This window comes from Streptomyces sp. NP160 (genome assembly GCF_006335115.1).
Taxonomy (GTDB): Bacteria; Actinomycetota; Actinomycetes; order Actinomycetales; family Quadrisphaeraceae; genus Quadrisphaera.
Window position 1 is genome coordinate 1 of record NZ_VDMJ01000009.1, and the last position, 13,864, is coordinate 13,864.

The window sequence follows — 13,864 nt, forward strand, 5'->3', positions numbered from 1 at the left end:
GGGGCCAGCCGGGCGGCGGCGGCGCGCTCGGCGGCCTCGGCCGTGGCCAGCGCTGCGCGGGCGGCGGCCAGCCGCTGCTCGAGCTCGGCCCTGCGGGCGCTCGCGGCGGCCTCGTCGGCGAGGTCCGCCTCCAGGGCCGCCTGGGCCAGGGCGACGTCGTGGGCGAGCAGCACCGAGCGCGCCTCGCGCACCTCCGCCTGGACGGTCTGCGCGCGGCGCGCGGCGTCGGCCTGGCGGGCCAGCGGGCCCAGCTGCCGGCGCACCTCGGCCGCGAGGTCGGTGAGGCGCACGAGCCCGGCCTGCATGGTGTCGAGCTTGCGGAGCGCCTTCTCCTTGCGCTTGCGGTGCTTGAGCACCCCGGCGGCCTCCTCGATGAAGCCGCGGCGCTCCTCGGGGGTGGCGTGGAGCACGGCGTCGAGCTGGCCCTGCCCGACGATGACGTGCATCTCCCGGCCGATCCCGGTGTCGGAGAGCAGCTCGGTGACGTCGAGCAGGCGGGCGGGCGTGCCGTTGATGGCGTACTCGCTGCCGCCCGAGCGGAACATCGTGCGGGTGATCGTCACCTCGGGCGCCGCGAAGGGCAGCGCGCCGTCGGCGTTGTCGATGGTGAGGGACACCTCGGCGCGCCCCAGCGGGGGCCGCCCGGGGCTGGTCGGGGTGGCGGCGGTGCCCGCGAAGATGACGTCCTGCATGGAGGCGCCGCGCAGCGAGCGCGCGCCCTGCTCCCCCATGACCCAGGCGAGCGCGTCGACCACGTTGGACTTGCCCGACCCGTTCGGGCCGACGACGCAGGTGATGCCGGGCTCGAGGTGCAGCGTGGTCGCGGAGGCGAAGGACTTGAAGCCCTTCAGGCTCAGCGTCTTGAGGTGCACCCCCCGACGCTAGCGGGCGGGTCCGACGCCCGAGGCGCGTTCGCGGGCCACCGCACCTCCTCCGCCGGACCTGGGAGCGCTCCGAGGCGACTCCCAGGCAGCTCCCAGTGCTCAGACCCCTCTCGGGGCTGGTGCGACCGGTTGCCCAGGAGCACGATCACCATCGACCCGGGGGCCGTCCCGGGCCGCTGGACGAGACGACACCTCGGGAGGCGGGGACGATGAGCTGGAGCCTGGACCGGCGCGCCGAGCAGGAGCACCCGGAGCTGCTGGACGTGCGCAACCGGGAGCACCTGTGGGTGACCGGACGGACCCTCCACAGGGTCCTCGACGGGCACCTGCCCGTCGGCGAGCAGGTGCACGAGCTGCTCGTGGGCGCGGTCGGCGACGCCCGCGCCGTGCTGGCCGTGACGGACACCCGCGCCGTGCTGGCCGCCGAGCCGCGGGGCTCCGCGCCCGCGCGCTGCGCCGACCTGCCGCTGACCGCGGTCACGGCCGTGGAGTGGACCCGCCACGGCCCCACGGGGTGCCTGGTGCTGAGGACGGCGCACGCGTGCCACGTCCTGCGGCACGTCGAGCTGCGCCACGGCCCCGAGGTGGCCGAGCGCGTGCGCGAGCGCTGGCTCGCCGTGCGCCCCGCGGTGGCCGCGCACGAGCCGGTGAGCGCCTGACTCGTCTGACGGGTCTGACAGGAGCGACGGGCCCTGGGGCCGCCGGCCGGTGAGGCCGCGCAGCCCGTCGAGCAGCGGTCAGCAGGCCGCCCTTCCCTCGGACCAGGTCCGGCGGGGACCTGGTCAGCCGGTCGGCGGGCGGGCACCATCGACGCGTGGCCACGGCGACGACGCGCGCGCCGGACGGCGCCGCGGCGGCGCCCGCCCGGCCGACCGCTGCGGGGGCGGTGGTCCTGCTGCTCGGCCTGGGCGCCGCGGCGCTGGCCGCCGCGCTGGCGCTGGCGTCGGCGCTGGCGGGGTCGACGGCGTTCCCGGTCCACCCGGCGGGGCTGGGCGCCCTGCTCGTGGCGGGGCTCACCCTCCTCGCCGGGGGTCGGAGGGCACCGCGGGGAGCAGCGCGGGCCGACGGGGCCCCAGCGGCGCTCGTCACCGCCGGGGGCGCCGGCCTGCTGGTCTACGCGCTGCTCGGAGCGGCGGCCGCGGCGTCGGCCGCCGGTGCCCTCGTACCGGGCGCCGCCCCCGTGCTGGCGGCCCTGTGGGGCGCTGCCTGGCTCCCGCCGCTGGTCACCACGGCCGCCGCGCCGCTCGCACTGCTGCGCGCCGCGTCCCCTCCCCGCCTCGGCGGACCGCCCCGCGGCGCAGCGGGTGGACGGGCGACCGGTGCCCTCGTCCTCGTCCTGCTCGCCGGGGGTGCCGTCACCACCGCCGCCACCGCCGTGCTCCAGCGCCCCGTCGACCCCTTCGACGGGGTGCCGCCGGCGGCACCCTCGGCCTGGGCGGTCACGGGAGGCGGTGCCCTGGACGCCGCCTCGGCGGTGCTGGGGACGGCCCTGCTCGCCGCACCGGCGCTGCTGGCCCTCGCGGCGACCCGTCGCCGCGGGGCGGACCGCTCGCAGGCGCTGCTGCTGTCCCTCAGCGCGTCGACGCCGGTGCTCGTGGTGGCCGTGTGCCTGCTGCTCGCCGTCGCCCGCGACCCCGGCGGGGTCGACCCCTCGGTGGGCAGCACGGGCTTCCTCGTGGCGCTCGCCACCGGGGTGTGGGCGGGGTGCGCGGGGGTGGGGGCTGCCAGCGGCGGCCAGCCCGGCGCTGCCCTCCTGGCGGCCCGGTGCGCGGCCGGCGCCGTGGTGGTGCTCACCGTGCTCGCCGCCGGGGTGGTGCTCGCGGCGCTCCTCGACGGCGCACCGCTGCTGCTCCTGGTGGGTGCGGTGGCGCTGCTGGCCGCCGCGGGGCTCGAGGCGTGGCGCAGGGCGTCCGGGTGGGCCGCCGCGCTCCTGGAGGAGGCGCGTCCGTCCGGCCCGCCGGACGCCGGACCGGCTGTTGCGCTCGCGGACCCGCCGCCGGGGCCCGTGGCCGCGCACGCCGGGGCCCGGGAGCCGGTCCCCGCGGCGCCGGCGGCCCGCGCTCCCGCGCCGCGGGGCTGGGAGGAGCTGACGCCCCGCGAGCGGGAGGTGCTCTCGGTGCTGGCCTCCGGCGCCAGCAACGCCGGGATCGCCGCCGAGCTGGGCATCTCACCGCGCACGGTGGAGGCGCACCTCCGGTCGGCCTTCACCCGGCTCCGCCTGGACCCCGCCGACGGCGCCAACCGCCGCGTCGTGGCGGCGCGGATGTGGCTCGAGCACGGCGCTGGCCAGCACACCGGGCGGCGGGCCGCGGGCTAGGTGCTGGCACCGATGCGCTCCGGGCGACCGCGGCGCACCGTCGGCGGTGCCGACCCCGCCTCCGAGGAGCCCCCGTGCCTGCAGCCACCTCCGCCCAGCCCGACCAGCTCGCGTCCCACCCGCCGCGCCCGCACCCCGCACTCCTCGCCGTCGCGGTGCTCTTCGTCGTGGCGGTGCTGGCCCGCGCAGCGTTCCTCGCCTGGCACCCTCCGCTGGACCAGCACGTCTACGACGTGGCCGACGTCCGCTCGCACGGGCCGGGCACCTGGCTGCTCATGCACGCCCTCGTCGGAGGCCCGGGGGTCGCCCTGGCGCTGACCGGGCTCTCGGTGCTCGTCGGTGCGGCCTGCCCCGGCCGGGGCTCGGTGCTGGCCGCGGTGGGCGGCGTCCTCGCGTCGCTGGGAGGTCTCGCGTTCTGCGTGGCCGTCGGGGCCGAGGGCGTCGCCTGGTGGTACGCCACCGCCGACGGGGTGCTCCCGCCCGGCGCGGGCGCGGCGGCCATGGCGGCCTTCGCGGCCCACCCCCTGCCCGTCGACGTCCCCGCGCTGGCCGGGTCGCTGGCCGGAGCCCTCGGGGTCCTCCTGCTGTCCCTCGCGCTGTGGCGCGGGCGGGTCGTCGCGTGGTGGCTGGCCGCTGCCCCGGTCGCGCTGGCCGTGCTGACCGCCCTCCCGGTGCCGCTGCCCGCGGCGGCCGGCCCGGCGCTCGCGGTGGTCGAGGTGGTGGTGCTGCTGTCGCTGGGGCTGAGCGCGCTGCGTGCGGCCTCGGCGGCCCGGGCCCTCACCCCTGCAGCTGGCTGACGACCTCGTCGACGGTGCCGGGCCTGCCCGCGGTGCCCTCGCGCAGGTCGCCCAGCAGCTGCTCCAGCGCGTCGGACCCTCCCCGGGCGCGCACCAGCACCGTGCCGTCCGCCTGGTTCACCCCGCCGCCGTCGAGGCCGAGCTGCTCGCAGCGGCGCGCGGTCCACCAGCGGAAGCCGACGCCCTGGACGACGCCGCTGACCACGGCGCGCAGCTCAGCCACGGGACCCCGCACCGGCACGGGCGGGCTGCGCCGCGGCGCGCGGGCGCGGCTGGCACACCGGGCAGGAGTGCGAGGAGCGGTTGGCGAACGCCTCGCGGCGCACCGGCGCCCCGCAGCGCGGGCACGGACGGCCCTCCCGCCCGTACACGGCCAGGCCCCGCTCGAAGTAGCCGGAGGCGCCGTTGACGTCGACGTAGAGGCTGTCGAAGCTCGTGCCGCCCTGGGCCAGCGCCTCGGCCATGACGTCGCGGACGTCGCCGAGGAGCCGCCGCGCGGCGGGCCGGGTCAGCCCGGACGCCGGGCGCTCGCCGTGCAGGCGCGACCGCCACAGCGCCTCGTCGGCGTAGATGTTGCCGACGCCGGAGAGCAGGTCCTGGTCGAGCAGGGCCCGCTTCACCCCGGTCCGCCGACCGCGCAGGCGGTCCACGAGGGCGTCCTCGTCGAGGTGGGGGTCGAAGGGGTCGCGGGCGATGTGCGCCACGCCCTCCGGCACGCGGGCGCTCGACGGCCTGCCCAGGCGCTGCGGCCCGCCCGGGGCGTCGTCGTCCTCAGCGGCCACCGGGGCCAGGCCGCCCGTGCCGCCGGGCAGGCCGTCCGGGGTGGGGACCAGGTCGACGACGGCGAGACCGCCGAACATGCGCTGGTCGACGAAGCGGAGCTCGCGGCCCTCCAGGGCACCGGCGCCGCCCGCGCCGTCCGAGTCGGACAGGCGCAGCCGCACCCGCAGGTGCTTCTCGTCCGGGGCGTCCGGGGGCTCCAGCAGCAGCTGCCCGCTCATGCCCAGGTGCGCGAGCAGCGCCTCGCCGGTGTCCAGCTCGAACCAGAGGAACTTGCCGCGGCGGACCACGTCGTCCACGCGGGCGCCGGACAGGCGCGCCGCCAGGTCGTCAGGTCCGGCCAGGTGCCGGCGGACCGGGCGGGGGTGCAGCACCTCGACGGCGTCGACGACGGCGCCGGTGGTCCAGCGCGCCAGACCGCGGCGGACCACCTCGACCTCGGGCAGCTCGGGCACGGAGCGCTCAGGCGTCCTGCGGGACGGGCTGCACCAGCGGCTGCGCGGCCGGGGTCGCGCCGCGCTCGGCGTGCAGGGCGCGCCAGGCGGACGCGGCGGCCTCCTGCTCGGCCTCCTTCTTGCTGCGGCCCTCGCCGCGGCCGCGCGGCGCCGGGCCGCGGGGGTCGTCGGCGGGCGCCTCGGGGAAGGTGGCCTCGGCCGCGAAGGTCTTGGCGTGGTCGGGTCCCTCCTCGGTGACGAGGTACTCCACCGGACCCAGGCCGTGGGCGGCGCCGAGCTCCTGCAGGGACGTCTTCCAGTCCAGGCCCGCGCCCAGCTCCGCCGACACCTCGAGCAGCGGGCTCACGAGGCGCAGCACGAGGTCGCGGGCGGCGTCGGGGCCGCACGAGAGGTAGGCGGCGCCGATCACGGCCTCGGTGGTGTCGGCGAGGATCGAGTCCTTGTCACGACCACCGGTGGCCTCCTCGCCGCGGCCGAGGCGCACGGCGGAGCCGAGGTCGAGGGCGCGGGCCACGCTCGCCAGGGCGCGCATGTTGACCACGGCGGAGCGGAGCTTGGCCAGGCGCCCCTCGGGGAGGTCGGGGTGGCGGTGGAACAGCTCGTCGGTGACGACGAGGCCAAGGACGGCGTCGCCGAGGAACTCCAGCCGCTCGTTGGTCGGCACGCCGCCGTTCTCGTACGACCAGGAGCGGTGGACGAGAGCGCGCTCGAGCAGCTCGACCTCGACCGCGAGGCCGAGCTGCTCCAGCAGGCGTGCGTGGACCTGGTCGCGCGGCGGCTCGACGGGCCGACGGCGACGGGCCGTCAGAGGTCCTTGACCTTGCGGCCCTTGTACTCGAGGTACAGGGGGGTGCCGGCGGCGTCGGTGACGACCCGGGCGGTGTGGGGCAGGGAGTACTCGGTGCCGCTGCCGCGCGAGGTGGCGACCAGCGTCAGGGGGGCCGCCTTCCACTGCGAACGGCGGTGACGGGTGTTGGAACGGGACATCTTGCGCTTGGGGACCGCCACGGTCAGCTCCTCGGGTTCTCCGGCCCGGCGGGCCGCTCGTCGGTGGGGGTGGTGTTGGTGCTGTCCGCGGAGGCGGCGAGCTGTCGCAGCGCCGCCCAGCGGGGGTCGGTGTCGTCGTGGCCGTGCAGCGGGTCGTCCGCGAGGCGGGCGCCGCACTGCGAGCACAGGCCCGGGCAGTCGACGGTGCACACCGGCTGGAACGGCAGCGACGGCACGACGGCGTCGCGCAGGGCGGGCTCGAGGTCGAGCAGGTCCCCCTGCAGCTCGAGCACGTCCTCGTCCTCGGCGGAGGACTTGCCCGGGTAGGCGAAGAGCTCCTGGACGCGCACGTCCACCGAGCGCTGCACCGGGTCGAGGCATCGGACGCACTCCCCCGTCGCCTCGCCGTGCACGGTGCCGGAGACCAGGACGCCCTCCACGACCGACTCCAGGAGGAGGTCGAGCTGGAGGTCGCTGCCCTCGGCCACGCCGATGACCTCGGTGCCGAGGTGCGCCGGCGCCGGGACGGTGCGGGTGAGGGGGTGCGAGAGCCCGGGCCGTCGACCCAGCTCGCGGGTGTCGACGACGTACGGGGAGCGCACGTCGAGGTGTTCCATCGTCCTTCTGCCTTCGCTGTCCGAGCACGGCCCGCTCCGCTCGCCGCGCTCAGCGCGCGCGAGCAGCCTGCAGACCGAGGGTCGAGCCTACCTGGTGGCGGGCCGTGCCCCCAACCCGCTCAGCCGGCGGCCAGGCGGCGCAGCACGGCGGGCGGCACGTACGGCGCCACGGAACCGCCCAGGGCGTGCACCTGCCGCACGAGGGAGCTGGACACGTGCCCCCACCGGGGGTCGGCCACCAGCAGCACCGTCTCCACCCCCGCGAGGTCGCGGTTCACGAGGGCCATGGGCTGCTCGTGCTCGACGTCGGTGGCGGACCGCAGCCCCTTGACGACGGCGGTGGCGCCCACCGAGCGCACGTGGTCGACCAGGAGCCCGCCCTCGACGGCCTCGACGCGCACGCGGCCGGCGACGTCCGGCGGCAGGGCCTCGTCGAGGCACTCCCGCAGCGCCTCCACCCGCTCGTCGGCTCCCCACTGCGGAGTCTTGGCCGGGTTGACGTGGACCGCCACGACCACCTCGTCGAAGAGGGCGGCGGCGCGGGTGACGACGTCGACGTGCCCCAGGGTCGGCGGGTCGAAGGAGCCGGGGCAGACGCACCGCGTGGGGGTGTGCACGCGGCGACCCTACGGCCGGGTCGCTTCCGGCTCTGCCGGCTCGGCGGGCTCGGCCCACCACAGAGCGGTCTCGCCGTACTTCTTCTGCCCCAGGCCCACCACCCCGTCCGGCCAGGACGGCTCCGGGCTCCTGGTCGAGCGCTCGACCAGGAGGTGGGCCAGGGGCGCCAGCCACCCGTGCTCGACCAGGGCGGCCAGCAGGCCCGCCAGGGCGTCCTCGGGGAGGTCGTAGGGCGGGTCGACGAGGACGACGTCGGCGCCCCCCGCGAAGCCCGCCGCGGTCGCGCCCGCCGCCAGCACGGACGCGGCCGTCGCGGCGCGCACCTCGACACCGGACAGGCCGAGGGCCGCGGCGTTGCGGCGGCAGACCGCGGCGGCGGCGGGCGCCGAGTCGACCAGGAGCACGCGGTCCGCGCCGCGGCTGGCGGCCTCGAGCCCGAGCGCGCCGGAGCCGGCGAAGAGGTCGAGGACGGCGGCGCCGGCGAGGTCGCGCTCGTGCTCCAGGCGGGAGAAGAGGGCCTCCCGCACGCGGTCGGAGGTGGGGCGCGTGGCGCCCCTGGGCACCTCCAGGCGCCGGCCGCCCGCGGCGCCGGCCACGATCCGCGTCACGCCGCCGGCTCCTGGACGACCGGCTCGGCGGACCGCCGGGCGCGACCGCGCCCCGCGGCGACCGCCGCTGCCAGGAGGACCGCCGCGGCGAACGCGAGCACGCCCGTCGCGTGGAGCGCGCCGTGGTGCTCGGCGAGCCACCCGGCCGCGGCCGCGCCGCTGCCCACGCCGACGACGATGCCGCTGCCGACCAGGGTCATGGCGGTGGCGCCGCTGGCGGCGGTGCTGCGCTCGGCGGCCATGGAGGTGATGGTGACCATGGCCGGCCCCACGGCCAGGCCGGCCAGCGCGGTGGCGGCCGCCAGGGCCAGCAGCGAGGGCGTCAGGGCCAGCGAGACGGCCATCGTCGCGATGCCGACGAGGAGCACGCCCGCCGCGGTCGCCAGCCGCGCCGACAGCGAGACCCGCTCGGGCACCGCGACCATGGCCAGCGCGGTGAACGCCGACCCGACGCCCATGGCGGCCACCAGCAGCCCGCCCGCGCCGATGCTGCCGGCCTCCTGCGCGGCGGCTGTCAGCGTGGTCTGGCCGCCGCCGAAGAACAGGCCCATGCCCACCGCGGCGGCGATGACGACGGCGAGGCGGCGGAAGAGCTCACCGCTGGCGCGCGACCCGGTGCGCGCGCCGCCGCCGTCTGCGGCGGCGCTGCCCGTGGGCGTCGTCGCGCTGGGGTGCAGCGCGAAGGCCGGCACGGCGACCGCCACGAGCGCCGCCGCCACCAGCAGGGAGGTCGCCGGCGACCCCACGAGGGCCACCACACCGGCCAGGGCCGGGCCGAGGACGTAGGCCACCTCGTCGGCGGCGCTCTCCCCCGCCATCGCGGTGGGCACCAGCGCCGGGGTGCGCCGCATCCAGCGGGCGCGGGAGAAGGAGCCGATGGGCGGCATGGCGAACCCCGCCGCGAAGGTGGCCAGCAGGAGCAGGGGCACGGGCAGCAGCCCCGCGCCGGTGGCCACCACGAGCAGGGCGGCCACGTTGACCGCGGCGGCCGCCAGCAGCACCGGCCGCTGGCCGCCGCGGCGGGCGAGCCGGTCGGCGAGGGCGCCCAGGGTGGGGCCGCCGACGGCCTCGCCGACCGAGGTGGCGGCGGCCGCCAGGCCGCCCACCGCCACGGACCCGGTGCCCGAGGTGACCGCGGCCAGCACGGAGACCGGCACGAGCGTGATGGGCAGGCGCGCTGAGAAGGCGGTGACGAGGTAGGGGGTGCCGGCCGCCCGGTGCAGCTCTGCGTAGGGGGCGAAGGAGGCGGTGAGGCTCACGAGACGTGCTCCAAGGGACGTGTGCGCCTCCCCACCACAGGACGCACGGATCCCTGAGCTTCTGTCGAGGACATCGTAGGGCGCACCGACCGCTGCGGCCAGCAGGTTCAGCCGCGCTCGACGAAGGCCTCGCGCTCCTCGAGCCGCTCGAGCGCCTCCCTCACGCGGGGGGCGTCGGTGAGCTCGGGGTCGAACGCGACGAGGTCGCTGGCGTAGCGGCGGGCGCGGGTGATGAGGTCCTCGTTGCCGAGCACCCTGAGGTACCGCAGCGAGGAGTTGTTGCGACCCGACTGCGCGGCGCCCAGCACGTCGCCCTCCCGGCGGGACGCGAGGTCGAGGTCGGCCACGGCGAAGCCGTCGGTGGTCTCGGCGAAGCTCTTCAGGCGCCCCAGGCCCGCCTCGTCCTCCTGCGCCCCGGTCATGAGCAGGCACAGGCCCGGCTGGTCGCCCCGGCCGACGCGCCCGCGCAGCTGGTGCAGCTGGGACAGGCCGAACCGCTCCGCGTCGACGATGACCATCACCGTGGCCCCGGGGACGTCGACGCCGACCTCCACGACGGTGGTCGCCACGAGGACGTCGAGCTCCCCGGCGGCGAAGGAGCGCATGGCGGCGTCCTTGTCGTCCGGGCGCATCCGCCCGTGGAGCGTGCCGAGGCGCAGCCCCGCCAGCTCGGGCCGGGCCCGCAGCTCGGCCAGGACCTCGTAGAGCGCACGCGGGGGGCGGCGGCCCTCCTCGTCCTCGCCCGGGGCCCCGCCGAAGAGCTGCCCCTCCTCCCCGCCGGGCTGGGAGCGCTCGGCGCGCTCACCGGGGTCGGGCGCGGACAGCACGCCCTCGTCGTCGTCCTCCGCGCCCTCCCCGATGCGGGGGCAGACCACGTACACCTGGTGGCCGGCGTCCGCGGCCTCCCGGACGCGCTGCCAGCACCTGTCGACGTAGTTCTCGCGCCAGTCGGGCACCACCGCGGTGGTGATGCCCTGACGGCCGGCGGGCAGCTCGGTGAGCGTGGAGACCTCGAGGTCCCCGAAGACCGTCATCGCCACGGTGCGTGGGATGGGCGTGGCCGTCATGACGAGCACGTGGGGCGGCACGCCGGACTTGGCGCGCAGCGCGTCGCGCTGCTCCACCCCGAAGCGGTGCTGCTCGTCGACGACGACGAGACCGAGGTCGTAGAAGTCGACGGCGTCCTGCAGCAGCGCGTGGGTGCCGATGACGATGCCCGCGTCCCCACTGGCGACGTCGAGCAGCGCCGCCCGCCGGTCGGCCGTGGACTGGGAGCCCGTGAGGAGGCGGACCTGGACCTGCGGGCCTCCGCTGACCGCTCCCCCGAGCAGCCCGTGGGCCGCGAGCGGGCCGAGCATCCGCGTCAGCGAGCGGACGTGCTGCTGGGCGAGCACCTCCGTGGGCGCCAGCAGCGCGCACTGGGCGCCGGCGTCGACCACCTGGAGCATCGCCCGCAGCGCCACCACCGTCTTGCCCGAGCCGACCTCGCCCTGCAGCAGCCGGTTCATCGGGGAGGTGCGCGACAGGTCGGCGCTCAGCGCGCCTCCCACCTCCTGCTGCCCGGCGGTCAGCTCGAACGGCAGGGAGGCGTCGAAGGCGGCCAGCAGGCCGCCGTCGCGAGCCGGGTAGGGCGTGGCGGGGAGGACGGCGAGGGCCGCGCGGCGCCTGGCCAGGGCCACCTGCGTCACGTAGGCCTCCTCGAGCTCGAAGTGCCGGCGCCCGCGGGGCGGCTGCTCGAGGTCGGTGGGGCGGTGCAGGTGGAGCAGGGCGTCGAGCTTGCCGGGCACCTGCTCGAGGTCGCGCACGCCCGAGGGCAGGACGTCGGGCACGTCCTCGGGGGTGAGCGTGTCCAGCACGGTGGCGACGGCCTTGGCCGTCTTCCAGCTGGGGAGGTTCTTGAAGGCGGGGTAGACGGGGATGACCTCGTCGGCGCGGGCTCGCAGCGCGTCGGCGTCGGTCGCCATGACGGTGTCGAGGTCCCCGGGGAGGAGCTCGTACTCGGGGTGCACCAGCTGCAGGCGGCCGCGGTAGCTCTGGACCTTGCCGGAGAACATCGCCGCCTTCCCCCACTTCAGGCGGCCCTGGTGGTAGGCGACCTGGTTGGTGCGCCCGAAGAACGCCAGCGACAGCTCGTCGCGGCCGTCGGTGACCACCACCTCGACCATCATCCCGCCGCGCTGCCGCAGCGGGCGGGTGCTGGTGCGCACCACCTCGGCGACGACGGTCGCGTCCTCGCCCTCCACCAGCTGCGACAGCGGGGTCAGCTCTCCGCGCCGGTAGTAGCGGCGCGGGAGCACGAGGACGAGCTCGCCCGCGGTGGTGACACCGTGGGTCTTGGCGAAGACCTGGGCGTTCTTGTCACCCAGCTCCTTCTTGAGCGGCGACGACAGCCGGGACACGGGTGCCAGACTGCCAGCGACCCCCGACACCGGCGGAGCCGGTCGAGAGCACCCGCCGGTTTCGGCTACTCTTGACCGTCCGCTGGGCGCGCGCAGCCCTGCCGTCGGTCATCCGGCGCCAGCTGCCCCCCGGCCGAGGAAGACGCCTTCGAGATCACTGGAGTAGAGCTGTGGCTGCCACCTGCGACGTCTGCGGCAAGGGCCCTGGGTTCGGCCACGCCATCTCCCACTCGCACCGCCGCACGAAGCGCCGCTTCGACCCGAACATCCAGCGCGTGCGCACCCTGGAGAACGGCGTGACCCCCAAGCGCGTCAACGTGTGCACTTCCTGCCTGAAGGCCGGCAAGGTCACCCGCTGAACCACCCCGCGGCCTGAGCCGCACCCGCAGCGCCCGCCCGGCTCCGGCCCGGCGGGCGCTGCTGCGTCCACGGCGCCTCACACAGCGCCGTCGGCACCGTCGGGGCTGTCGGACCCGACGGCGTCGGGCAGCACCCGCACCGGCCCGCGGGCCCCTCGACCGAGGGCGTCGTCGGGGTTGGACAGGCCGCAGGAGTCCATCGACAGGCAGCCGCAGCCGATGCACCCCTCCAGCTGCGCCTCCAGCGCCTCGATGGCGCGCCGGCGCCGGGCGAGGTCCTCGCGCCAGCTTTCCGAGACGCGCGCCCACTCGGCGCGCGTGGGCGCGCGGTCGGGCGGGAGGTCGGCCAGGGCGGCCGCCACGTCGTCCAGCGGGACCCCGATCCGGCGGGCGATGACCAGCAGCGACACCCGGCGCAGCATGTGGCGCGGGTAGCGGCGGTGTCCGCTGGGAGCGCGTCGGGAGGCGATGAGCCCGCGCCGCTCGTAGTAGTGCAGCGCCGAGACCGCCACGCCGGTGCGCCGGCTCACCTCCCCCACCGAGAGCAGGTCCTCCGGCGCGGCCACGGCCACCTCCTGTGCTCCACCTTGACCTCGAGCGAGGTTGAGGTCGCAGGATCGTGACATGGCCCCCTACTCCCTGCCGGACCTGCCCTACGACTACACCGCTCTCGAGCCGCACATCAGCGGCGCGATCATGCAGCTGCACCACGACAAGCACCACGCCACCTACGTGGCCGGCGCCAACACCGCCCTGGAGCAGATGGCCGAGGCCCGCGAGAAGGACAGCTTCGGCTCCATCACCGGGCTGGAGAAGAACCTCGCCTTCAACCTCGGCGGGCACATCAACCACTCGATCTTCTGGCCCAGCATGTCCCCCGACGGCGGCGACAAGCCCGTCGGGGACCTGGCCGCCGCCATCGACGAGTTCTTCGGCTCCTTCGACGGCTTCCGCGCCCACTTCACCGCCAACGCCCTCGGCATCCAGGGCTCCGGCTGGTCCATCCTCGCCTGGGACTCCGTCGGCCAGCGCCTGGTGATCGTGCAGCTGTACGACCAGCAGGGCAACGTGCCCGTGACCCTCGTGCCGGTGCTCATGCTCGACATGTGGGAGCACGCGTTCTACCTGGACTACAGAAACGTCAAGCCCGACTACGTCAAGGCCTGGTGGAACATCGTCAACTGGGCCGACGTCGCCGCCCGCTTCGAGGCCGCCCGCACCGGGACCTCCGGACTGGTCGTCCCGGTGGCCCCGTGACCGTCCTGCGCCCGGTCCCGGTGGAGGGCTCGGACGCGGTCCGGGCCGCCTTCTCCCGCTACCCGACGGGCGTGGCCGTGCTGGCGGCCGTCGTGGACGGGGAGCCCACCGCGGTGGTGGCCTCGTCGTTCCAGGTGGGGATCTCCCTCGACCCTCCGCTGGTGCTCTTCGCCGTGATGCACGGCTCGCGCAGCTGGAGCCGGCTCGCCGGGGCGCCGGTGATCGGGGCCTCGGTGCTGGGCGCCGGCCAGGGGCCGCTGGCCCGCCAGCTCGCCGCGAAGGACGTCGGGGCGAGGTTCACCGGCGTGCCCGTGCGGACGGCCGCGAGCGGCGCGCTGCGCGTCGAGGGCGGACCCGTGTGGATGGAGTGCACCGTGCACGACACCGTCACCGCCGGAGACCACGACGTCGTGCTGCTGCGCGTGCGCGCGCTCGTGCACGAGGACGACGCGGCACCGCTCGTGTGGCACGCCTCGACGTTCGGCACGACGTCGATGACCGCCGCCTGAGCGCGGCAGGGGCGCGCG

Annotated in this window: 17 protein-coding genes; 6 read left to right on the plus strand and 11 right to left on the minus strand. The window is 76.9% G+C overall.

Annotated elements, in window-relative coordinates:
* Positions 1-872 (minus strand): chromosome segregation SMC family protein (locus FHN55_RS06220; RefSeq protein WP_180357683.1); only part of this gene is annotated, 872 nt, incomplete at its 3' end.
* A gap of 221 nt (positions 873-1,093) precedes the next feature.
* On the opposite strand from FHN55_RS06220, the gene FHN55_RS06225 reads away from it, so the two are divergent.
* The 3 genes from FHN55_RS06225 to FHN55_RS06235 all read left to right on the plus strand — a co-directional run bounded on the left by FHN55_RS06225 (position 1,094) and on the right by FHN55_RS06235 (position 3,998).
* Positions 1,094-1,543, plus strand: coding sequence for a hypothetical protein (locus FHN55_RS06225; RefSeq protein ID WP_139711396.1), 450 nt, complete (start codon positions 1,094-1,096; stop codon positions 1,541-1,543).
* A 155-nt stretch (positions 1,544-1,698) separates the two neighbouring features.
* A complete protein-coding gene (locus tag FHN55_RS23230; RefSeq protein WP_218974402.1) occupies positions 1,699-3,201 on the plus strand; it encodes a helix-turn-helix transcriptional regulator in 1,503 nt (500 codons plus the stop codon).
* 74 nt (positions 3,202-3,275) lie between these two features.
* The gene (locus FHN55_RS06235; RefSeq protein WP_139711397.1) at positions 3,276-3,998 is read left to right on the plus strand and encodes a hypothetical protein; all 723 of its coding nucleotides are present in this window, start codon (positions 3,276-3,278) and stop codon (positions 3,996-3,998) included.
* Here the strand turns inward: FHN55_RS06235 and FHN55_RS06240 are convergent.
* From FHN55_RS06240 to FHN55_RS06280, 9 genes are all read right to left on the minus strand, one after another.
* Complete coding sequence (locus FHN55_RS06240) at positions 3,979-4,221, minus strand: acylphosphatase (protein ID WP_218974403.1); 243 nt, start codon at positions 4,219-4,221, stop codon at positions 3,979-3,981. The two genes, FHN55_RS06235 and FHN55_RS06240, sit on opposite strands and share 20 nt — an antisense overlap.
* Complete coding sequence (gene mutM / locus FHN55_RS06245; RefSeq protein ID WP_139711398.1) at positions 4,214-5,233, minus strand: bifunctional DNA-formamidopyrimidine glycosylase/DNA-(apurinic or apyrimidinic site) lyase; 1,020 nt, start codon at positions 5,231-5,233, stop codon at positions 4,214-4,216. Before mutM ends, FHN55_RS06240 begins: the two co-directional genes overlap by 8 nt.
* A gap of 7 nt (positions 5,234-5,240) precedes the next feature.
* Positions 5,241-6,041 (minus strand): ribonuclease III, encoded by an 801-nt coding sequence (rnc, locus tag FHN55_RS06250; RefSeq protein ID WP_139711636.1) that lies wholly within the window; start codon positions 6,039-6,041, stop codon positions 5,241-5,243.
* The gene (gene rpmF, locus FHN55_RS06255; protein ID WP_139711399.1) at positions 6,038-6,241 is read right to left on the minus strand and encodes a 50S ribosomal protein L32; all 204 of its coding nucleotides are present in this window, start codon (positions 6,239-6,241) and stop codon (positions 6,038-6,040) included. The genes rnc and rpmF overlap by 4 nt, the downstream gene beginning before the upstream one ends.
* A gap of 2 nt (positions 6,242-6,243) precedes the next feature.
* Positions 6,244-6,837 (minus strand): DUF177 domain-containing protein, encoded by a 594-nt coding sequence (locus FHN55_RS06260; protein WP_139711400.1) that lies wholly within the window; start codon positions 6,835-6,837, stop codon positions 6,244-6,246.
* A 119-nt stretch (positions 6,838-6,956) separates the two neighbouring features.
* Positions 6,957-7,454 carry a pantetheine-phosphate adenylyltransferase gene (gene coaD / locus FHN55_RS06265; protein WP_139711401.1) on the minus strand — a complete coding sequence of 166 codons (498 nt, stop codon included), beginning with the start codon at positions 7,452-7,454 and terminating at the stop codon, positions 6,957-6,959.
* 9 nt (positions 7,455-7,463) lie between these two features.
* A complete protein-coding gene (gene rsmD, locus FHN55_RS06270) occupies positions 7,464-8,063 on the minus strand; it encodes a 16S rRNA (guanine(966)-N(2))-methyltransferase RsmD (RefSeq protein ID WP_139711402.1) in 600 nt (199 codons plus the stop codon).
* Positions 8,060-9,322 carry an MFS transporter gene (locus FHN55_RS06275; RefSeq protein WP_139711403.1) on the minus strand — a complete coding sequence of 421 codons (1,263 nt, stop codon included), beginning with the start codon at positions 9,320-9,322 and terminating at the stop codon, positions 8,060-8,062. Before FHN55_RS06275 ends, rsmD begins: the two co-directional genes overlap by 4 nt.
* Positions 9,323-9,429: 107 nt before the next feature.
* Positions 9,430-11,721: an ATP-dependent DNA helicase RecG gene (locus FHN55_RS06280; protein WP_139711404.1), complete on the minus strand. Its 2,292-nt coding sequence runs from the start codon at positions 11,719-11,721 to the stop codon at positions 9,430-9,432.
* A 170-nt stretch (positions 11,722-11,891) separates the two neighbouring features.
* Between FHN55_RS06280 and rpmB the strand changes: the two genes are divergently transcribed.
* Positions 11,892-12,080 (plus strand): 50S ribosomal protein L28, encoded by a 189-nt coding sequence (gene rpmB / locus FHN55_RS06285; RefSeq protein WP_109772534.1) that lies wholly within the window; start codon positions 11,892-11,894, stop codon positions 12,078-12,080.
* A gap of 77 nt (positions 12,081-12,157) precedes the next feature.
* Here the strand turns inward: rpmB and soxR are convergent, their stop codons facing one another.
* Complete coding sequence (soxR, locus tag FHN55_RS06290; protein ID WP_257570741.1) at positions 12,158-12,646, minus strand: redox-sensitive transcriptional activator SoxR; 489 nt, start codon at positions 12,644-12,646, stop codon at positions 12,158-12,160.
* A gap of 58 nt (positions 12,647-12,704) precedes the next feature.
* Between soxR and FHN55_RS06295 the strand changes: the two genes are divergently transcribed.
* The gene (locus FHN55_RS06295) at positions 12,705-13,337 is read left to right on the plus strand and encodes a superoxide dismutase (RefSeq protein ID WP_139711406.1); all 633 of its coding nucleotides are present in this window, start codon (positions 12,705-12,707) and stop codon (positions 13,335-13,337) included.
* Entirely contained in the window at positions 13,334-13,846 is a 513-nt protein-coding gene (locus FHN55_RS06300; RefSeq protein WP_139711407.1) for a flavin reductase family protein, read from the plus strand. Before FHN55_RS06295 ends, FHN55_RS06300 begins: the two co-directional genes overlap by 4 nt.
* Positions 13,847-13,864: the final 18 nt, after the last annotated feature.